This is a genomic window from Oricola thermophila (assembly GCF_013358405.1).
GTDB lineage: Bacteria > Pseudomonadota > Alphaproteobacteria > Rhizobiales > Rhizobiaceae > Oricola > Oricola thermophila.
In genome coordinates, this window is sequence record NZ_CP054836.1 from 344,748 (window position 1) to 366,421 (window position 21,674).

13 protein-coding genes and 1 other RNA gene are annotated in these 21,674 nt (G+C 64.6%); 4 read left to right on the forward strand and 10 right to left on the reverse strand.

Features of this window, described 5'->3' with window-relative positions; all coding sequences use genetic code 11:
* Window positions 1-3 precede the first annotated feature (3 nt).
* From HTY61_RS01555 to HTY61_RS01575, 5 genes are all read right to left on the reverse strand, one after another.
* Window positions 4-1,680, reverse strand: a complete 1,677-nt coding sequence (locus tag HTY61_RS01555) for an alkaline phosphatase family protein (protein WP_175275137.1) — start codon at window positions 1,678-1,680, stop codon at window positions 4-6.
* Window positions 1,677-3,626, reverse strand: a complete 1,950-nt coding sequence (locus HTY61_RS01560) for a TRAP transporter permease (protein ID WP_175275138.1) — start codon at window positions 3,624-3,626, stop codon at window positions 1,677-1,679. The genes HTY61_RS01555 and HTY61_RS01560 overlap by 4 nt, the downstream gene beginning before the upstream one ends.
* Before the next feature lie 57 nt (window positions 3,627-3,683).
* Window positions 3,684-4,691, reverse strand: coding sequence for a TAXI family TRAP transporter solute-binding subunit (locus HTY61_RS01565; RefSeq protein ID WP_175275139.1), 1,008 nt, complete (start codon window positions 4,689-4,691; stop codon window positions 3,684-3,686).
* A 95-nt stretch (window positions 4,692-4,786) separates the two neighbouring features.
* Complete coding sequence (locus HTY61_RS01570) at window positions 4,787-5,713, reverse strand: LysR substrate-binding domain-containing protein (RefSeq protein ID WP_175275140.1); 927 nt, start codon at window positions 5,711-5,713, stop codon at window positions 4,787-4,789.
* Window positions 5,714-5,762: 49 nt separating this feature from the next.
* Window positions 5,763-7,283, reverse strand: coding sequence for a helicase HerA domain-containing protein (locus tag HTY61_RS01575; protein ID WP_175275141.1), 1,521 nt, complete (start codon window positions 7,281-7,283; stop codon window positions 5,763-5,765).
* Window positions 7,284-7,636: 353 nt separating this feature from the next.
* Here HTY61_RS01575 and aqpZ point away from each other — a divergent pair, with 353 nt between their 5' ends.
* Together aqpZ and HTY61_RS01585 are read left to right on the forward strand one after the other, a co-directional pair.
* Window positions 7,637-8,323 carry an aquaporin Z gene (gene aqpZ / locus HTY61_RS01580; protein ID WP_175275142.1) on the forward strand — a complete coding sequence of 229 codons (687 nt, stop codon included), beginning with the start codon at window positions 7,637-7,639 and terminating at the stop codon, window positions 8,321-8,323.
* A gap of 123 nt (window positions 8,324-8,446) precedes the next feature.
* Window positions 8,447-9,325 (forward strand): dienelactone hydrolase family protein, encoded by an 879-nt coding sequence (locus HTY61_RS01585; RefSeq protein WP_175275143.1) that lies wholly within the window; start codon window positions 8,447-8,449, stop codon window positions 9,323-9,325.
* Window positions 9,326-9,333: 8 nt separating this feature from the next.
* Here HTY61_RS01585 and HTY61_RS01590 read toward each other — a convergent pair whose 3' ends face one another.
* Window positions 9,334-13,221, reverse strand: coding sequence for a response regulator (locus HTY61_RS01590; protein WP_175275144.1), 3,888 nt, complete (start codon window positions 13,219-13,221; stop codon window positions 9,334-9,336).
* A 131-nt stretch (window positions 13,222-13,352) separates the two neighbouring features.
* A complete protein-coding gene (locus HTY61_RS01595) occupies window positions 13,353-14,984 on the reverse strand; it encodes a chloride channel protein (RefSeq protein ID WP_175275145.1) in 1,632 nt (543 codons plus the stop codon).
* 108 nt (window positions 14,985-15,092) lie between these two features.
* Between HTY61_RS01595 and HTY61_RS01600 the strand changes: the two genes are divergently transcribed.
* A complete protein-coding gene (locus HTY61_RS01600) occupies window positions 15,093-16,502 on the forward strand; it encodes an FAD-binding oxidoreductase (RefSeq protein WP_175275146.1) in 1,410 nt (469 codons plus the stop codon).
* A gap of 146 nt (window positions 16,503-16,648) precedes the next feature.
* A complete protein-coding gene (locus HTY61_RS01605; protein ID WP_246272988.1) occupies window positions 16,649-20,380 on the forward strand; it encodes an AsmA family protein in 3,732 nt (1,243 codons plus the stop codon).
* Here HTY61_RS01605 and HTY61_RS01610 read toward each other — a convergent pair.
* From HTY61_RS01610 to ssrA, 3 genes are all read right to left on the reverse strand, one after another.
* The gene (locus HTY61_RS01610; protein WP_175275148.1) at window positions 20,374-20,604 is read right to left on the reverse strand and encodes a ribbon-helix-helix domain-containing protein; all 231 of its coding nucleotides are present in this window, start codon (window positions 20,602-20,604) and stop codon (window positions 20,374-20,376) included. The genes HTY61_RS01605 and HTY61_RS01610 overlap by 7 nt on opposite strands.
* Window positions 20,605-20,623: 19 nt before the next feature.
* Window positions 20,624-21,175 carry an SspB family protein gene (locus tag HTY61_RS01615; protein ID WP_175275149.1) on the reverse strand — a complete coding sequence of 184 codons (552 nt, stop codon included), beginning with the start codon at window positions 21,173-21,175 and terminating at the stop codon, window positions 20,624-20,626.
* A gap of 111 nt (window positions 21,176-21,286) precedes the next feature.
* Window positions 21,287-21,643: a transfer-messenger RNA gene (gene ssrA / locus HTY61_RS01620) on the reverse strand.
* Between the last annotated feature and the right edge of the window lie 31 nt (window positions 21,644-21,674).

Sequence of the window (21,674 nt, forward strand, 5' to 3'; positions counted from 1 at the left end):
CCGCTATCCGGTGCGTTCGCGGAAATCGGGTACCGGCCTTGCGCGCAACTTGACCGTCATCTCTTCCGGTAGCTCGGCTCCATCGTAGAGCCCCAGCAACACGCCACGGCGCTGGCTCTTGCCGGTCAGCTTGTCGACCTCGGCGTCGGAAATCGCGGTGCGTTGCGACAGGCGGCGCGCCCATTGGCCGAGTGCCTCGTAGAGCCGTTCGATCTCGGCCGCGCATTCGGGGTCGGCACGCCGGTCGCGGAACTCTTCGGGATCCGTCTCCAGATCGAACAGCATCGGCTCGAAGCCGCCCTCGAAATGGATCATCTTCCAGCGGCCGTCGAAGATCATGAAGGCCCGGGCGTCGCGATGGGCGAGGCCGAGCTTCGTGGCCATGGGCGTTGTCGAATAGTCAAACTCGCAGATGACCCAGTCACGCCATTGTTCCGGTTCCCTGCCGTGCAGGAAGGGCATCAGCGAACGGCCTTCGAGAATGTGCGACGGTACTTCGGCGCCGATCGCTTCCAGGAAGGTCGGCGCCAGGTCGATCGCCTCGACCAGTGCGTCACAGACCGTGCCGCGCGTGGCATCGGCCTCCGGGCGGGGATCGTAAACGATCAGCGGGATCTTCACGGCCTGTTCGTGGAAGAAATTCTTTTCGCCGAGCCAGTGGTCGCCGAGATAGTCGCCGTGATCGGAGGTCAGGACGATCAGCGTATCGTCCATCCGTCCCGTTTCCTCGAGATGGGCGAACAGCCTTCCCATCTGGTCGTCGCACTGCTTGATGAGTGCCATGTAGGCGGGGATCACGTTATCGCGGACCCCCTCCCGCGAGTAGCTGGTGGACACGAGCGTCTGCATGTAGGCGTCGTAGACCGGGTGCGGATCCCGCTTCTCTGACTCGTCGCGGATCACGTCCTGGATGTCGTCAGGGCCGTACATGCCGGCATAGGGCGCGGGCACGATATAGGGCCAGTGCGGCTTGATGTAGGACAGGTGGCAAAGCCAGGGCCGGTCGTCGCGTCCGGGCGTCTGGAGGAAGTCGATGCACTGCGTCGTCAGCCAGGGTGTCTCGCTGTCTTCCTCCCGTATGTTGGCCGGCTGCTGCGCGAATTGCGTCAGCCAGCCGGAGGCAAGCATGCCGTCGTCGGTGATGGAGGCATTGGCGTGGTCGGCCCACGGGTTCTCGCCCGGATAGCCCTTCGATTTCAGGTATTCGTTGTAGGGCGAGCGGCGGTCGTCGTAGAAACCGTCCGGGCCTTCGGCCCAAAGACCGTCGTCGCGGACAAACACGTCGAATCCGCATTCGGAAAGACGGGCGCCGATGATGCTGTCCGGCGCGATGCCCAGCCGCTCCAGTCCCTTGGCGTCTGCCTCCATATGTGTCTTTCCGACGAGGAAGGCGTCCATCCCGCTCGCACGCAGGTGGTCGCCGAGCGTCATTTCGCCGACCTTGAGCGGGAAGTTGTTGCGCTGTGCCCCGTGCGAATGGACGTAACGCCCGGTGTAAAAGCTCATCCTCGAAGAGCCGCAGATCGGCGACTGGACATAGGCGCGTGAGAAACGCACGCCCTTCGATGCCAGACGGTCGATGTGCGGCGTGTGCAGCGTCTTGTGTCCGGCACAGGACAGATAGTCCCAGCGCAACTGGTCGAACATGATGAAAAGGATGTTGCGGATCTTTCGACTCATCGTGTCTGTGTCCTGACTGGAGTGAAAACGCGGTGGCGAAGCAGGTGCCCGCCGACGACGGCGAGGCCAAGTGCGAGACCGGCGAGTTGTTGCCAGAGTACCGGGGTGAGCAGCAGGAAAACGGAGGCCAGGCGCAGGAACCTCTCCGCATAGGTCAGTCGTGCGAAATCGAAGCCGCCAAAGCCGGAGGAACAGAGATAGAGTGCCGGCAGCAGGCGGAGGATTGCCCAGAGCCAGGCTTCGAGGGTGAATTCCGCGCCGGCCGCCTGTACGCCGAGAAGGATCGGGTTGAAGACGAAGGCGAAGGGAATGATGAAGATCATCGCGCCGATACGCGTCGACGCGACCGCCGTGGCGATGGGCTTGCCCCCGGATATGGCGGCGGCGGCGTAAGCGGCGATGGCGACCGGCGGCGTGATGCCGGCGGCGGTGCCGAAGAACAGCACGAAGAGATGCGCGGTCAGCGGCTGAACGCCGAGGTCAGCCAGGGTCGGCCCCATGACCACTATGATGGCGATGTAGGCAGGCAGCGTCGGCATGCCCATGCCGAGGATGATGCAGCCGCCCGCCGCAATCATCAGCGCGAACAACAGCGAGGTGTCGAAGGCGGAGTTGAGCAGTACCGCGAATTTTGTCGGTATGCCGGTAGCCGACAGCACGCTGACGATGATGCCGACGACGCCAATGGCGATCATCAGGCGCGCAACGGTCTGCCCGCCGCGCGCCAGTGCGCCGATCAGTCGCCAGGGTTTCCGGCGGATGTCGCCGTTGATGAAGGAGAGCGGGAAGAGGGCGAAGATCGCCGCGATGGATGCGCCCGCGGGCGACATGCCACGGACGAGCAACCAGACGACGATGGCAATCGGAGCGAATACGAGCACCAGATTGATCCAGTCCTGTGTCCGGATATCCGTGTCGTCCTCGGTCATGACGATCGCGTCGCCGAGCTTCCGGGCCTCGAAATAGACCGCAAGATATAGCGAGACATAGTAGGCGAGTGCCGGTGTCACGGAGGCGACTATCACCGTCAGGTAGCTGACACCGACATAGTCGGCCAAGACGAGTGCGGCGGCTCCCATGATGGGCGGCAATATCTGCCCGCCTGTCGATGCGGTGGCCTCGACCGCGCCGGAGAAGGCGGGCGAGAAACCGCGACGCCGGATCATCGGAATGGTCACGACCCCCGTGCCGACGACATTGGCGACGGCGCTACCCGATACCGTGCCGAACATGGCGGAGGCCGTAATGGCAGCGAAGGCCGGGCCGCCACGCAGCTTGCGCATCAGATGGAACGAGATGCGGATCATCGACTCGCCGGCGCCGACGCCTTCCAGCAACGCGCCGAGGATGATGAAGGGCAGCACGGTCGACAGGATGATGGCCATGATCGAGCCGAGAATGCCCTGGTCAGCGTCGTACCAGAGATTTTGCGCCACCGTCTCGACGAAATCGCTCGGCGCCGTCTGCAGGAAGCCTGGCCAGTACTCGCCGGTGGCGAGATAGATGAAGCCGAGCACGCCCAAGAGCGCGATGGGATAGCCCCAGGACGCCCAGCAGAGGATGATCGTTACGGCGGTGGCAACCAGGGCGAAGGTAGCCTCGCGGCCGCTGAAGAACATCACCGAGTCATTGAGAATAGTGTAGACGAGATAGTAGTCCCAGCATACCCAGAGGCCTACCGCAGCAATCGCCAGGGACAATGCAGTCTCGACGGGCGTCAGCCGGTCGGCGGCATGGCGTGCCTGAAGGTGCAGGAGCGTGACGGTGACGATGGCGGCACCGAAGATGAGCGGACGGTACCAGGCGACGGGGAACGGGCCGAAACGGGGGAGAACCCCGTAAGAGGGCAGAACGTTCAGCAGGCCGATCAGGGCAACGAACAGCCCGACCGCGAACACGGTCGCGTTCAGCCAGAGTTCACGGCGGGATTTGCTTTTGGGGGGCATGGTGGTTTCCATCGGAAGGACTCCTTCCCCGAGCGGGGAAGGAGAAGCCGTTTCCCGTTACGGACGAAGCTCTTCGGGAATCTCGATTCCCTTTTCCTCGTAGTAGCGAATGGCACCCGGATGCAGCGGTGCGTTGACGTTGGTGAAGTACTCGCCGTCGCGTATGGAGCGCATCAGCGCGTTCTGTTCCTTCATCTCGTCGAGATGATCCCAGTAGGCCTTGGTGACGCGGTAGGCGACATCCTCGTCGAGATCCTTGTTGACCCCGAGCAGCATGGTGGTGGCAATGGCAACGAGGTCTTCGTCGCGATTTACCTGACCGCTATAGGTGCCGGCGGGTATATCCGACGTCGTTACCGCAGACTGTTTCAGGTAGGCCTTGAACGAATCCGAGTTCACAACTTCCGCAGGAATGCCGATGATCCGGATCTCGCGCTGAAGGCCAAGCTCGTTGATCGACTGCTGGCCGACCGCCACGGACGGGATGTGAACGTCGAACTGGCCGTCCTGGAAGGCCTGCTGCGCGGCGCCCCAAGGCGCACGGATGCCCTCGTAGTCCTCTCCGTCCTTGAAGCCGCTCGCCTGCTCGATCATGCCGCGCATCTGCGCGTTGGCGGCGCCGGCCGGTGGTCCGACATAGACACGCTTGCCCTTGATATCCTCCCAGCTTTCGATGCCGCTGTCGGCCCATGCGATGACGTGGAAGGTTCCGCCGGGAAACCCGAACAGCGCGCGGATGTTGCCGGACAGTTCGGCGGCCTTCTCGCCCTGCTGGGCATAGGGGCCGACGCCCTTGCGCATGGCATTGAGCGCGGGTGGCGGAATTACCGCCATATCAAGCTGGCCCGCGGCCACCTTGAGCGCGGATTTGGTCAGTGTCTGGCCGAGTACGACCTGGACATCCACGCCCTCGCGGTTGGCATAGGAAGCCAGCGCCTGGGGAACGATGCCGGTGAGGGAAGCCGTCCCGGCTCCTTCAAGCGAATAGGTCTCGGCGTGGGTTGCCGTCGCGGTGCCCAACCCGATGATGGCGGCAGCCGCAAAGCAGCGAAGCGTCGATAGCATGGTCTCCTCCCTCGCTATTGGTATGACGCCTACCGGCATAGGCTCGCGACCTCTTGATCGCCAATAAAATTATTGATGGCGTCATAGCGATTCTGTTATACAGTATTGGCGCCCGCGAGGCGGGAAATCCGATCCCGAAGGATTTCCAGAAGCATGAGGGTCGGCGGAGAAAGCTGTCGTCCGGGCAGAAATGTGAGGCCGACCGGGCCACGCAGCGTCTCCGACGGAGTTGCCAGTTGGACCAGCGTACCGTCAGCCAGCTCCGGCTCCATGGCACCAAAGGGAAGGGCGACAACAGCATCGCTGTCCCGAACTATCAGCTTTGCGAACTCAAAGCTGATTGTCTCTATGGAATCGCGGAAACGTGGAATTCCGTTGGCAACAAGAAACTTGTCGAGTTCCTGCCGGATCACCGTTTTCGGTGGGGGGAGAATGACAAGGTGGCGGTCGACGCTGGAAAGCGGCACCAGATCAAGGTCAGCGAGCGGATGACCGGCGCGGGCGGCAAAAACCATGTTTTCATAGAGCAAGTGCTCGAAACTCAATCCCGTCATGGTTTCCGGCCCGGCGAGCCGGCCGATGACGAAATCGACCTCGCCGGTGCGAAGCTTTCCGAGCAGTTCCTCGTTGGTGCCCGACAGTAGCCGGACTATGATGCCGGGACGGACCCGCTTGAACCTGAGGACTGCTTCGGGAAGGATTCGCCGGGTGATGTTGGGCAGTGCACCGAAGGATACGACTTCGTGATGGCCGTCTCCGGCGGCTTCTGCCACGCCCATCTCGATGTGGCTCATGCCGGTGTTTGCGAAGTGGTACAGCCGCTCTCCGGCTTCCGTGAGCACCAGCCCGTCGGACGTCCGCTCGAAGAGCGGGCGCCCTATTTCCGTCTCCAGTTCGCGCAACGAGCGGGACACCGCCGGCTGGACGGTGTTGAGCCGCTCGGCGGCCCGCGTCGCGTTGCGCTGGCGTGCCACTTCGAGAAAGGTGCGGATGTGCCGAAAGCGGATGCGCCGTTCCTTCATGGCATTTCCGGTATCACGATGCCGCGCCCGACGCCATCCGTTTCGGGTGCTATTCCGCGGCGTCGGCCAACGGGGCGTCAGCGTCGCCGCCCTGCGTGCGGGCATCAAGGTCCGGGAAGGCGACAATGCGTTTTCCGGCGTGGTCGGTATGCGTGACGACCAGGCCCTTTTCCTCGAACCAGTCCAGGAAGCGGCGCGCGCGGCGGGCCGAGTGGGTGCCGTAGGCGCGGGCGATCTCGGCATCCGACGGGCAGGGGGCATTCCGGATGGCCGCCGCGGCCAGCATGAGGAACACGCCCTTCAGGTCATCGGTGACATTCCCGGCAAGCGTGACCGCCGTCTGCCAGGCCTCCGAGGCGGCCGTCTCCTCGTCGACACCGGCCCGCGCGATTGCCAGGCGCAGCCGGAACTCGCCCAACGGCAGCGGCGCGCCGGAGATGCGGCGCATGCGGCCGCGCATAAGGAAGTCCTGGTAGAGCTCGGAATCGGAGCGGAAGGCCGAGTTCGGGTCCGAGGTGATCTCGGCCAGTGTGTCCGTGATCCAGGATTCCATTTCCTCCGCGGATAGCGGCGGCTTGCGGCCGGGCATTTCCGTTTCGGTTTCCTCGCCGGAACCGGATTCCTGCCTTTCCACGGCACGGGCGAGATCGTCCATGATGTCGGTGGTCGCGCGCGGCTGGGGCGCGGCGCGGCGCGGGGCCGCGGGGCGGACGAAATCCTCGGGATCCGGCGTGAAGATCAGCTCCTCAACATCCTCCGGCTTGTCAGGCAACGGCATCAGTTTCGGGCTCGAGGAGCGCGCGCCGGTCTCGACGGGGCCGATCTCCACCTTCAGCGGCCTGCGCGACAGCGCTGGGCCGAGGGCGACGAAGGAGCCGCGGCGCAGGTCGCGGAACTGCTCGGCCTGGCGGCGGTCCATGCCGAGGAGATCGGCGGCGCGGGCCATGTCGATGTCGAGGAAGGTGCGGCCCATCAGGAAGTTGGAGGCTTCCGCGGCGACGTTCTTGGCGAGCTTGGCGAGGCGCTGGGTGGCGATGACGCCTGCAAGGCCGCGCTTGCGGCCGCGGCACATCAGGTTGGTCATGGCGCCCAGCGAGGCGCGGCGCGCGTCTTCGGCGACCTCGCCGCCGGCGGCGGGCGCGAACATCTGCGCCTCGTCCACAACGACGAGGACCGGGAACCAGTATTCGCGCTCGGCGTCGAACAGCGCGTTCAGGAAGGTCGCAGCGGCGCGCATCTGGTCGTCGATCTCCAGCCCCTCCAGCGTGAGCACGCAGGAGACACGGTGCTGGCGGATGCGGTTGGCGATGCCGACGAGTTCGCCCTCGGAACGGTCGGCATCAACCACGACATGGCCGAAGGCGTCGGCAAGCGTCACGAAATCGCCCTCCGGGTCGATCACGACCTGCTGCACCCATTTCGCGGACTGCTCGAGCAGGCGGCGCAGAAGATGGGACTTTCCGGACCCCGAATTGCCCTGGACGAGCAGGCGGGTGGCAAGCAGCTCCTCGATGTCGAGCATGGCCGCGTCGCCGGCGGCCGTCTTTCCCATGTCGATGTCGACTTTCAAGCTCGTGCCTGCTCGCGTGTAACGGTGTGAAGAATCGCCGGCAGACGAGCCGGCACTCTCCTGAATAACGGATTCGGCTCGGGAACGGGAAGCGTTTCCGGCTGGTTCCACAGGCTGCTTGTCGCAGTTCCGTGGCAATGGGCTGTCGGTGGAGAGGTGTGGCAAATTCTGTAAAATCAGGCAATTTCCGAGCATTATGTGGTTTTGTTTATCCTTTGCGTGATTTTGCTGTCAGAATATCCCGTGATTATTTTCGATCTTCATGCGTAAATTGCCGTTGCGGCGAGCGAATCAACATGACTGGATTTCTCTCCGCAACCAGCAATACTTTGCAATGGGATGAGGAAACGGTGATGATCAAGAAACTCGCGGCCGAGGGGTTCGGCACATTCTGGCTTGTTTTCGGCGGTTGCGGCAGCGCGGTGCTCGCGGCCGGGTACCCGACGCTGGGAATCGGCTTTGCCGGCGTGGCGCTGGCTTTCGGTCTCACCGTGCTGACCATGGCCTATGCGGTCGGGCATATTTCCGGCGGGCATTTCAATCCCGCGGTATCGCTCGGCCTGGCGGTGGCCGGACGGTTCGACTTCAAGGAACTGGTTCCCTACTGGATCGCACAGGTCGCCGGCGGCCTTGTAGCGGGCATCGTGCTCTACGCGATCGCGTCGGGCGCGCCGGAATTCTCGCCGGGCGGTTTCGCCTCGAACGGCTATGGCGCGAATTCGCCGGGCCAGTACGGCCTGTTCGCGGCACTGCTCTGCGAGGTGGTGCTGACGGCGGGATTCCTCGTCGTCATTCTCGGGGCGACCTCGAAACGGGCGCCCGCCGGTTTCGCGCCGCTCGCAATCGGGTTCGCGCTGACGCTGATCCACCTGGTCTCGATCCCGGTGACCAACACATCGGTCAACCCCGCCCGGTCGACGGCGGTGGCCTTCTTCGCCGAGACGGGCGCTGCGGGGCAGCTGTGGCTGTTCTGGGTGGCACCGCTCGCAGGCGCCGCACTTGGCGCGCTGGCCTGGCGCGGCCTGCTGGCCGAGGACTAGGCGCGCCGCAGGCGGCGGCGTGCCCGCTCGCACAAATGTGATCGCGGCGGAGCGCTTCCGCCGCGGCGCTGCCGCGAAACCGGGCTAGCCTCGGCGGTGTATTCCCGGCGCAAGGAGGCAGGCATGACGCGGAAGCCGACAATCACCCAGGCGATGATCGACGCCTATGACGAGTATACCCACCTGACGCTCGACCGCAGGCGGTTCATGAACCGGCTGACGAAGCTGGCGGGATCCAGTGCCGCAGCGGCGGTGATCGCGCCCATGCTCGCGGCCAGCAGCGCGAAGGCGGCCATGGTCGAGGCCGGCGATCAGCGCATTTCGGGCGAGGACGTGTCCTTCGACGGGGCGACCGGAGCCATGTCCGGCTACTTCGTGACGCCGGCAGGCGCGTCGGACCCGCTCCCCGCCGTCATCGTCATTCACGAAAACCGCGGCCTCAACGAGCACATCCGCGACGTGGCGCGGCGGTTGGCGCTGGAGGGATTCGCCGCGTTGGCCGTGGACTTCCTGTCACCGCTCGGCGGCACGCCGGAGGACGAGGACAGGGCGCGGGCGATGTTCGGCGAGCTGGACGGCGCCGCCACGGTCGCCAATGCGGCGGCGGCGCGGCAGTTTCTCGCCGGGCATGACGCCACGAACGGCAAGGTCGGCGCGGTCGGCTTCTGCTGGGGCGGCGGGCTGGTCAATTACCTGGCCGTCGCCGATACCGGGCTGAACGCGGCGGTGGCATATTACGGACGGCAGCCGGCGGCGGAAGACGTGCCGGCAATCGAGGCCCCGCTGCTGCTGCACTATGCGGGGCTCGATGACCGGATCAATGCCGGTATCGACGCCTATCGGGCCGCGCTGGAGCAAAACGGCAAGGAATTCACGATCCATGTCTACGAGGGCGTGAACCACGCCTTCAACAACGACACCTCGGAGGCGCGCTACGACAAGACGGCTGCGGAACTGGCCTGGAGCCGCACCCTTGCCTTTTTCCGGGAGAAGCTCGGCTAGCCTTCGGCCTAGCCGCTCGCCGCCGCAGGGTCCGAGCGCTCCAGCCACTCGGCAACCTTGGCGAGCAGTGCATCGGGGCTGATCGGCTTGGACAGATAGTCGTCCATGCCGGCCTCGAGGCACTTCTCGCGATCGCCCTTCAGGGCATGGGCGGTGACGCCGATGATCGGCGTGCGCCGGCCGCCGGCCTGTTCCCGTTCGCGGATGAGAGCGGTCGCCTCGAGACCGTTCAGTTCGGGCATGGACACGTCCATCAGGATCAGGCGCGGCGGCTTCCTCTCGCTGGTGTCCACCGCCTGCCTGCCGTCGCCGACGATCTCGAAGCGATAGCCGCTGTCGAACAGGATCTGCGAAAAGACGAGCTGGTTCACGTCATTGTCCTCGGCAATCAGGATGTCGAGGGCAAATTCCCCGGCGTCGGCGCTGGCGCCGTCGCGGGCCGAGCCGCTCGATTCCCCGGCAGGCGCGGGACCAGGCTCGGCGCGTGCAACGGTCGGTGTTGCCACAACGGTCGCTTCCGGCCCTGCGGGGCGTGCGGGTTCGTCCCGCCGGGGCGCAGCTGCAACCATGCCTTCAACCGGCCGCGTCGTTCCGTCCGCGCGTGGCGCCCCCGCTGCCTCTGCAGTTTCCGGGCTTTCCGGTGCCGGCGCGCCGGCTGCGCTGACCGGACCGGCGAGGGGCGAAAGCTGGCGGTCCCGCGGATCGGTCATGGCACCGACGATGGCCTCCAGCAGCATCGAGGCGCGCGCCGGTTTCATCAGGTTCTTCTCGATGGCGAGACGGCGGATGTCCTCAAGCGAGACGCCGTTGTCGGCAGAGGTCAGAATGACGATGGGTGTCGCGGAAAGACGCGAGTCGAGGCGCACGGACGCGGCGACATCCAAGCCGTTCATCCCCGGCATCTGGTAGTCGAGCACCATGCAATCGAAGGGCTTGCCGGCGGCCTGCGCCTCGCGCAGCGCCTGCAGGGCCTCCACGCCGGAGCCGACGGCGACGGTCTCGAATTTCCAGGCGCTCATCTGCTCGGACAGGATCGAGCGGTTCACCTCGTTGTCGTCGACAACGAGTATGCGCGAGCCGGTGACGTCGACGGACGGTCTTGCCGGCACCACCCGCTCGCCGTGTTTCGGCAGGGTGACGGTGAACCAGAAGGTGGAGCCCTCGTTGGGAGTGCTTTCCACGCCATAGTCGCCGCCCATCATCTTCACGATGGAGGAAGAGATGGCGAGGCCAAGACCGGTCCCCTCGTGGCGGCGCGTGGACGAGCCGTCCACCTGGGAAAATTTCTCGAAGATGGTCTCCAGCTTCTCGGGCGGTATGCCTATGCCGGTGTCGGTGACCTTGAAGGTCAGTTCCGTGCGGTCGCCGAGATCGCGGCCATCCACGTCGATCAGGACATGGCCGTACTCGGTGAACTTGACCGCGTTGGAAACGAGGTTGGTCAGCACCTGCCGCAGCCGGCCGACATCGCCGACGAAGGAGTCGTGGACCGCCGGATCGACGCGCACGATCATCTCGATGTCCTTCTGCCGCGCCCGTCCGGTCATCAAGGTGGCAACGTCGGTGACCGCCTCGCGCAAGTCGAAAGGCGCGGGGTCGAGTTCCAGCTGTCCGGCGTCGATCTTGGAGAAGTCGAGAATGTCGTTGATGATGGTCAGCAGCGCATTGCCGGACTTGATGATTACATCGGCGAAGGTGCGCTGCTTCTCGTTCAGTTCGCTGGCCGCGAGCAGTTCGGCCATGCCGAGGACGCCGTTCATCGGCGTCCGGATCTCGTGGCTCATGTTCGCGAGGAACTCCGACTTGGCGCGGTCGGCCGCCTCGGCCTTGTGCTGAGCCTCCCGCAAGGCATTCTCGCGCTTGCGGAACTTCGAGATGTCCTCGATGCGGACAACGAGATAGTCGTTGCCGTCGGCCAGGCGCTCGCGAGACTTGAAGACCTTGGCTGCGAACACGGTGCCGTCGGCACAGACGATGTCATGCTCGTGGACACGGGTCTCGCCGGTGGCCATGACCTCGTCCTCGTACATGGTCGCCTTCTCGTAATCTTCCGGCGGGATCAACTCCCTGGCGCTGCTGCCCACGATTTCCTCGATGGACTTGCCGTGAATGTCGGCAAACGCCTTGTTGGCGATCACGTAGATGCCCTCGGCATTCTTCACCATGACGGGGCTCGAGAGCCGGTCAAGCACGTTCTGCGCCAGTTCCGCCTTGGTCCGCGCGTCGACGGCATCCTGTTCTCGAGCCTTCAACTCGCTGATGTCGGTGGTGACGCCGACAAGATAGACCGAACCGTCGGAGCCGGTGGCCATGCTCTTGCGGGCGAGGCGGTATTGCGGGGTACCGTCGGCATTCCGACCGATCTCTTCGACCTGCTGAACCTCCCCGGTTTCGAGCACACGCCGATCGGCCTCCATGAACTCCCGCCCGGTCTCGCCATAGACGTCCTCGTCGGTCTTGCCGAGCGCCTCGGCGATCGGCATGCCGGAAAATTTCTCCCATCCGGAGTTGGCGTAAACGAGCTTCAGGTCAGGTGTCTTGGCATAGACTGATGCCGGTATGGCCTCGATGATGTTCTGGTAGAGCTCGTTCTCGCGCAACCGTTCGGCGAGGGCGGTCTGCTGGTTCTTCAATTCGGTCACGTCCATGCGCAGACCGATCATCAGGCCCTCGTCAGTGCGAATGTTGACGATCTTGAACCATCGCCCGTCGGCGGTATGGCGCATGGATTCGAACCGCTGCTGGCGGAATTCTTCCAGCTTGCGGCGCTTCCATTCCTCCGGATCGGTCTCGAACAGCCTGTCCACCTCGGTGTCGTCGGTCCGGTTCCAGACGCCCGTCTCGCGGGCGATCTCGACAGCCTCCTCCAGCTTCTTTCCGGGCTGCATGGCCGGCGCGATCTGCGGCTGGTCTGCGCGCAGCGTGCGATTGGCGAGGAGGAAGCGGTCGTCCTCGTCGTAGACGATCATTCCTATCGGCACGTTGTCGAGAATGGTCTGCAACAGCGCGAAGGACTTCTCGACCTCCGCCCTTGCGGCATCCATGTCCGCGGTGTGACGCTTCCAGTCGGTGATCTCGGTGCGGATCGAAACGATGATGCCGTTTTCCAGGCGCCGGTTCTCGACGCGGCACCAACGTCCGTCGGGAAGCTGTTGCTCGGCGACATGACTTTCGGTCCGGTGCTCGGCCAGCCTTTTCCCGACCTCGCGTTCGAGGGCCTCGCCTTCGAGATCCCGGATCTCGTCGAATTCCGCGTAGACTCCGCGCCGGATCGCCTCGCGCAGGAGATCGGCAAGGGCGGTGCCGGGTACCATCATGTCGGAAACGCCGGGGAACATGGAGTGGACGGCATCGTTGGCATAGGCGATCCGCTCGTCGGGACCGTAGATGACGATGCCGGAGGAGACGGCATTCAGGCCGGCGTCGATGATGGTCTCGAGCTGCCGCTTCTCGCGGCGGGCCTGATCGACTTCGGCCAGCTTGTTGAGGACACCGCCCAGGCTTCGGCCCAGGCCGCGATAGCCCTGGAACTCGCCGTTGGCGTCGAATACCGGATGGCCGTCCACGGCGATCCAGCGCACCTCGCCCTGCGGGTCGATGAACTTGTAGATGAAGTCGCGAAAGGGCTCGTGCCGGTCGAGCGTCTCGAGATGGGCGCGATATTCGATCTCACCATTTGCATTGTCGAGAAAGATGCCCTTGCGCGACTTGCCGAGCATCTTTTCGGGATCCACGCCCGTGGCCTCCTTCACCCTGCCGGCGAAGTAGCAGAATTTGTGATCCTTGTCGGTGAACCAGATCCAGTCGGCCGCAACCGACAATAGCGCCTGGTAGTCCTCGAGGTTCGCGGTCTCCGGCAAGAGCGTTTCCGGTCGCGTCTTTCCACTGCCGATCATCTTATCCTCTGGGCGAATCCAACCAGTGGCCACAGGCGGCCCATTTCCGCCATGCGCATGCAAAAATTGCCGAAACTGGTGAACCAGCCGTTAACCCAGACGTTCACCGCAGAAATCCGACGCGAAGAATGCTAACGGTGTTCCTCGATCGAGGCATCGATCAGCGCCTTGTTGAAGTAACGCAGGGCCCGGACCTGATCGGCCCAGCCTATGACCCTGCGCGGATCGCCTTCGTCGCAGACTGGCAGGCGCGACACGCCGTGAGAATCGAAAAGGCGCAGCGCGCGCTCCAGCGTGTCGCTGGGCCTGAGGACCGGCGTCCCGTCGTCCTCCGCCAGGTTGACCGGCTCGGCGTCCGGTTCCAGCAAGTCCATGAAGTCCATGACCCGCTTGGCGCGCGTCAGGCTGCGGTGCGGGCCTTCGTGGATGAACAGGCCGCGCATCTCCAGCTGCCAGTGGAAATAGGAATGGCCGTGGATTGCCTGGTTGATGCCATAGGCAATGGCCACGGTGAGCAGCAGGGCGATCGACAGCGTGTAGCCGCCGGTCAGCTCGAAGACCATGACCGTGGTCGAAATCGGTGCGCCGATGACCGCGCCGGCGACCGCGCCCATGCCGAGAATGGCGTAGAGCCCGCCGCTCGAAGCCATGTCGGGAAAAACCGATCCGGCGATCAGGCCGAATGCGCCGCCGGTCATCGCGCCGAGATAGAGCGATGGCGAGAACACGCCGCCGCCGAAGCGGGAGGCCAGGGTGATGGCGGTGGCGATCGACTTGGCAACGATCAGGACAAGGAGGAGGTGGAGCGGCAACTGGCTCCACAGCGCCTGGTCGGTGACCTGGTAGCCGACGCCCAGCACATGCGGAAAGAAGACCGCAATGGCGCCGACAGCCATGCCGCCGATAACCGGCCGCAGGAACAGGGGCAGCTGGACGTTTCGCGCGACATAGTCGGCGGCGATCAATGAAAACTGGAAAAGGACGGCAACGATCGCGGAGACGACTCCCAGCAGTGCGAAGGCAGGAAACTCCCAATAGGAGGTGATCTGGTAGGCCGGCACGAAGAAGGCGGTCGCCTCGTCGAACCAGAGGCGCGACAGCACCGTGCCCGCGGTCGAGGCGATCACGATGGGTACGAAGGACCGGAAGGCATAGTGCTGCAGTATCACCTCGTGAGCGAACAGGACGCCGGCTATCGGCGCGTTGAAGGAGGCGGAGACGGCACTGGCCACACCCGCGGCGAGTAGCGTGCGCACGCACCACTCGGGCAGTTTCCGCCGGTGCCCGATGACCGAGGCGAGCGTCGCGCCGAGATGGACGACGGGCCCCTCGCGTCCTGCGCTGGCGCCGGCGCCGAGCGAAACTGCCGTCACGATGGCCGATAGGATCCCGTCCCTGAAATCCAGCGGACGGCCGGCCATCGCGCGGGCCTCTATGACATCGGCCACGCCGCCGGTGCGTTTCGCGTTCAGCAGGTGAAGAAGCGCGCCGACAACCGCTCCGCCAGCTACCGGGGCCAGGAAAATCCAGTACCAGGCGATGTTGCGCGCCGCGGTGAGGACCTCCTCCGTGCGCGTGCCCAGCCAGAGAAGCTGCACCAGCCCGATCGCCTCGCGGAACAATATGGCAGCCATGCCGACGCCGGCACCGATGATCAGCGAAAGGGCCCAGATCTTCGGCTGCCCGGTCGACAGGAAAGTATCGACATTCGGACGGATCCAGCTTGCGACAATGGCAGGAATGCGTTTGAAGGTCTCAATCATCGCCCTGAAGCGTGCATGCGCCGGAGGTGAAAAGGAAATCGATGCGGAGTGTATGCTTCGCACGTTAAGGAATTCCATCGAAAGCGCAATTCCAGTCCGGAGGAGACCGTGGCACTGAGCGACATCAAACCTGCCGAGCGCAACGAGAGCGGCATCGCACTCGCCGTGCAAATCCTCAAGCAGCGTTTTGGCGACAATTTCTCGACCGGCGAGGCGCTGCGCCGCCAGCATGCCCATTCGACGACCTACATTCCGGCACAATTGCCCGACGGTGTCGTGTTTGCCGAAAGCGCCGACGACGTACAGCAGGCGGTGCAGATATGCGCCGACAACAAGGTCCCGATCGTACCGTTCGGCACGGGGACGTCGCTGGAGGGACATGTCAACGCGCCTGCGGGCGGCATTTCCATCGATGTCAGCCGCATGAACCGGGTCATCGAGGTGCATGCCGAGGATCTCGACTGCACGGTGGAACCCGGCATCACGCGCAAGCAGCTGAACGAGTATCTGCGTGACACGGGGCTGTTCTTCCCGATCGACCCGGGCGCGGATGCCAGCCTGGGCGGCATGGCCGCGACGCGCGCCTCGGGAACCAACGCGGTGCGCTACGGCACGATGCGCGACAACGTGATCTCGCTCGACGTGGTGCTGCCGAACGGACGCAAGATCACCACGGCGAAGCGGGCCAGGAAAAGCTCGGCCGGCTACGACCTGACGCGGCTGATCGTCGGCTCGGAAGGCACACTCGGCGTCATCACCTCCCTGACGCTGCGGCTGCAGGGCATACCGCAGGCGATCTCGGCGGGGGTCTGCCCGTTCCCGACGCTGGACGCGGCGGCGAATGCCGTCATCATGACGATCCAGATGGGCATTCCGGTTGCGCGCATCGAGCTTGTCAATGAATTGCAGATGAAGGCAATCGTCGAATATTCCAAGCTCGACCTGCCTATCTCGCCCTGCCTGTTCGTGGAATTCCACGGCTCCGATGCCGGGGTGAAGGAACAGGCGGAAACCTTCGGCGAAATCGCGGCGGAGCTGGGCAGTTCCGGGTTCATCTGGTCGACACGAGAGGAAGAGCGGCTGAAGCTGTGGCAGGCACGCCATGATGCCTACTGGGCCTGCATCGCGCTGCGGCCCGGCGCCAAGGCCGTGGCGACAGATGTATGCGTGCCGATCTCCCGGCTGGCGGACTGCATCGCCGAAACCGAGGTCGACATCGAGGAGGCCGGGCTGGTCGCCCCCATCGTCGGGCATGCCGGCGACGGCAATTTCCATGTCTCGGTGCTGGTGGACGACACGAACCCGAAGGAAATCGAGGCGCTGGAGAATTTCGTCGAACGGTTGAACACGCGGGCGCTGGCCATGGGCGGAACGTGCACCGGCGAGCACGGTATCGGACAGGGCAAGATGAAATTCCTGGAGATGGAGCTCGGCGGAGCCCTCGACGTGATGCGGGCGGTCAAGCGCGCCATCGATCCCGACAACATCATGAATCCGGGCAAGATTGTCAGATTGTGACGGGCTTTGCGGTGCTTGCGCCTTGATCTTGTCGCCATGAAGCGCAAAATCGCTGTCCATAGCGAGGGGAGGATTGTCGCCTTGGACGGAGCAGTGATCTGACACGGCTGTTTGTCATAATCGGCGGTATTGTCGCCCTTGCGCTGATTGCGGCTCTTGTCGCGCCCTATTTCATCAACTGGAGCGAGTACCGCACCGAGTTCGAGCGCGAGGCAACGCGCATCCTGGGCCAGAAGGTCACCGTCGCGGGCGATGCGACGGCGCGGCTGCTGCCGTTCCCTTCCGTGACTTTCGAGGACGTTCGGGTGGGCGAGGACGAGCAGCCGCTGGTCGTTGCCGACCGGTTCTCCATGGATGCCGAGCTGGCGCCGTTCCTGTCCGGGGAAATCCTGATCTTCGACATGCGGCTGGAGAACGCAACGATCTCGCTCGAACTTGACGAGCGCGGGCTGCCGGAGTGGTCGCTGCCGAAGGACGGCATTGTCAGCCCCGCGAAGGTGACGCTGGAAAATGCGAGGATCAGCAACGCGACACTGGTGCTCAAGGACAGGGTGGCGAACCGCACATGGCGAATGGAGGGACTCGACGCCACGGTCTCCGCGGAAAGCCTGTACGGGCCGCTGCGCATTACCGGCGACGCATTGCTGAACGGCACGCAACTCGGATTCCGGGTCAGTTCCGGTACGCTTTCCAAGGACGGTTTTTCGCTGCGCACCGCAATCGACCTGCCTGCGCAGGGCATCGAGCTGTCGGTCGACGGCCGCGTCGCGGAGCCGGAAACGGAGGGCGGCGCGCCCTACACGGGCACGTTCACGATGCGGCCCCTCGAGGCGACGCGGGAGAGCCGCTATGTGGTCGAGGGCGATTTCTCCGCGTCGCCACGATCGTTCGAGGTGGCGGAGTACCGCGCCGAATTCGGACCGGTGGAGGATCCGTATGTTGTCACGGGGAGCGCCGGAATCAGCGGGGGCACGGATCCCGGCTACCATGTCGCGATCCGCGGTACACAGGTGACTTTCGACGACGGGGCCGAAGCGATCGGCGGCGCAGGCGACACAGTGTCGTCCTCGTTCGCCGAGCGGCTTGCCGGACTGCAGGCGACGCTCGCCCGCCTGCCGCTGCCGCCGATACCGGGAAGCCTGGACATCGATCTGCCGGCAATTGTTGCCGGGGACACCACCATCCGCGACATCCGGCTCGCCGCCTCGCCGGACGGCAGCGATGGCGCTGCGGCGCGGCGACGCTGGAAGGTTTCGCAATTCTCCGCGCAGCTGCCTGGCCGAACGACGGTGGAAGCCGACGGTGTGCTGCAATTGCCTCTGGCCGGCGACCCGGACAGCCATACGGCTTTCACCGGCAATCTTCTGGTCGCCTCGCGCCAGCCATCCGGCCTGGCGACCTGGCTGACCGGCAGTGCCGACGAACCGATCCGCCGACTCGCCAATGCCGGCTTCGCCGCACAGGTGGAACTGACACCGTTGCGCCAGCGCATCGACAAGCTCGAGGTAATCCTGGGGCCGGCGCGGATGAAGGGTGAAATCGAGCGCATGTCCGACCCGTCGCGGCGACCCACGCTCGATGTCCGGCTCGCCGGCGAGGCCATCGACTATGAAACGCTCGAGGCGTTGGCCGCGGTCTTCGTGGGGGAAGGCGGGGCGAGCCGCTTTTCCGGGCATGACCTCGACGTAACCCTGGACCTGACTGACCCGGATATCCGCGGCATGCGGCTCGAACGCCTGTCCGCGGCGATCCGTTCGCGCGGCGCGCGCACCGAGATCGACCGGCTGTCGGCGATCGGCCTGTACGGCGCGGCCATCTCGGCGACCGCAAGCCTGGAGCGGAAGCCAGACGGGCTGCATACGGTCGTCGACGCAACCGTGGTCGCCGGCGACGGCGCGCGACTGGTTGCCGGCCTGGCGAAGCGCTTTCCCGGCAATTCCGCGCTCAGGAAGCTCGATGCGATCGCTTCGCGGAATGCCACGGTCTTTTCCGACACCCGGCTGGACGTGGTCGGCACCGCATTGCGTGGCGAGGGAACGGCGGGCGAAGCGAGTCTCAGCGTATCCGGCGTTACCGGGGGTACCGAGCTGACGCTGACCAGCACGGCGACCGGGGACGCGGCACAGCCGGAAGAGGCGAAGCTGATGATGCGGGCCTCGCTCGAGAACGAAGAGGGCGAGCGGCTGCTGCAGCAGTTCGGGCTGGAAACGTTCTCCCTCGACAGTGCCGGGGCGCTGCGAGCCATTGCGGTTTTCAACGGCAGCCTGTTCGACGGCATGAGCACGACCGTGACAATCGATGGCGACAACCTGCTTGTGGGGCTCACGGGCATCACGACGTCCGACGTTCTTACGGCCGGGTTTACCGGACGCGCCACGGTCGAAAGCGGCGACATCGAACCCTGGCTGACGTCACTGGGCTACAGCCTGCCGGGCATGGGGCTCGGGGCGGAGACCGATTTCTCGGCGGCGCTCTCGTGGCGTGCCGGAAAGGCGGACCTGCGGGAGATGCAGCTGGTGCTGAATGGCAACAAGGTCACTGGCGACCTGACCGTCGACGCCACCGGCGAGATGCCGGTCGTGCGCGGCGATCTCGCATTCGAATACCTGGATGCCGGTCAGCTTTATGCCATCGTCACCGGCGACGCCGCGTCGGCGCTGCTGGCTGGCGAGGGCGACGCGGCAATGGTGCGCGAGTTCGGTTCGCCGGTGCTTGCCGGCCATGATGTCGAACTGGGGATCAAGGCCGGGGAGGTAACGTTGCCGCTTGGTGCCGCCACGCTTCGGGAGGTGTCCGCGAAGCTGACCTATCGCGACGGGGCGATGGGAGTTGCCGGGTTGAAGGCCGGTTTCGGCGGCGGCTCCATCGGTGGCTCGCTCGACATGCAGAACCTGGATGGCGAGGTCGCGATCAACGCGCAGCTTTCCGGCGACGAAGTCGCGGTGGCCGCGCTGCTGCCGATCGTGGAACCGTTCGTCAACGGCACAACGGATTTTGACCTGCAACTGACCGGCAACGGGCGATCCGCGGCGGCGCTGGTTTCGTCGTTGCGCGGATCGGGCGTGCTGTCGACCGGGCCGCTCGCAATCAGCGGCCCGAATGCGGACGGATTCGAGGGCATGATCGCGCGGGCCGACGCAATCGGCTACGAGATCACATTGGAGAAGATGCGCGAAATCGCCGAAGAGGCGTTTCTTTCTGGAAAGGCCGAACTGCCGCCGGTCGAGCATCCTCTGGCCGTGACTGGCGGTATCGTCCGCATGGCAAACGCGACGGCGAAGGCGGGCGACCTGTCGGTGACCGCGGACGTCAATCTTGCGTTGGCGACCGGCACGATCGACGGCCAGGTGCGGCTGTCGTTCGATCCGGGCGCGGAGGCCGTCGCCGGGCCGCAGCCGGAAATCGCGCTCGAATTCGAGAGCACGGGAGACGGCGTATTCGAGACGACGAGTGATTTCAGCGCCGTTACCGGTTACCTGACCCAGCGTGCGCTCGAGAAGGAACAGGCACGCGTCGAGGCATTGCAGGCCCGGCTGCTGGAAAAGCAGCGCTTGCGCAGGGAGGTGCAGCTCTACAGCTACCGCAAGCGTTCGCGCATCGAACTCATGGAGGAGCAACGGCTGCGCCGGCTGGAGGAGGAACGGGCCAAGCGCCTGCGCGAGGAAGCAGCCGCGGAGGAGGCGCGGCAACTGGCCGAGGAGGAGCGGCTGCGGGGTGGAGCGCAAGCCACACCGGCACCCGGTGTCGCGGCGGAGGATGAGGGGGAACTGCCCGAGGCTGGACGGGACACGCCCGAGTCGCCCCGACTGGAGATCGAGAGACTCAACGAGTTCCTGCCGCAGCCGGTCATCCGGCAGGAACTAGCCCCGCTTCAGTGAGACGAAGCGGCACGGCCTGAGAGGGCCTCGTTCAGGACATGTACGCGAAGGGCCGACGACAGGTTGGAATCGCGCGGCTTGGCCTTGTCGATGGCGGCGACAAGCGCGGCGAGGGAGATGCCCTTGCGCGCAGCGGATTCCTTCAACCGGGCGTGAAACTCGTCCTCAATGGAAAACGAGGTGCGATGACCCGAAATCGTGACCGAGTGCTTGCGGACGGCCATGGGGCTCGCGCCGGGCGGGCTACTTGTTCTTCCTGAAGGAGTCGAGCGAAACGACATCGGCGCCGCCGGCCGGCACTTCCGCCTCTTCCTTTGCCGTCGCGGCCTCGTCCTTCCCGGCCTTTTTGCGGGGCGCGGAGGGGAGGCTGGCCGGCTCGGCGCTTTCCTCGACTTCCTCCTCGGCCGGTTCATCCTGCACGGGAGCGGAGGCGTCGGCATTCTCGACGTCGAATTCCAGCTCGAAATTCACCGATGGATCGTAGAAACCGCGAATCGCGGCGAAGGGCACATGCAGTTTTTCGGGAACGTCGGAAAAGGACAGGCCCACATCGAACGCCGTATCGGAAACCTCGAGATCCCAGAACTGGTGCTGGAGCACGATCGTCATCTGTTCCGGATATTGTTCGCGCATGCGGTTCGAAACCTTCACGCCGGGCGCGTTGGTGACGAAAGTGATGAAGAAATGGTGGTTTCCGGGCAGACCGGTCTTCGCGACTTCCGACAACACCTTGCGGATCACACCGCGCAGAGCATCCTGCACCAGAATGTCATAGCGGATCATGTCTTCGGTCATCGGCTTTTCGGCCCTTCAACTTGCATCGGCCCATGATGTGCTTTTTTCCCGCCGACAGGTCAAGGGGCTTGGCGCAGGCCGAACAGTGGAATTGACGGGAAAGGAGAGATAAGTGGAGGCTTCTGTTGCCAGGTGCCTCCGAACCCCGCCTAGCAGAGCATACCCGCCAGGAGTTTCAGTGAAGCTGTCGCACCGCCGTTAGGCAGCGAGACGTGCCTCTGCATAGTTGTCGTTTGCAACTATTAAGGTGACCCGATAACGGCGGTATCATGCCGGGCAAAAGAACGATCTTTACACCATCGTCGATCCTGTTTCGCCCCCATCACAACCGGCCCCTTGCGGCCGTTTGTGGTGGAGGCGCCGGGTACCGCCCCCGGGTCCGATTGGCTTATTGCATCGCCAGTTTATTGCCATAGCCGGTTTCCCGGCACGGCGAATATAGTGCCTTTCGGCCGGGAATTCAAAGGGTCAACTTGACTTTGCCGGGGGCGTCCCGGAC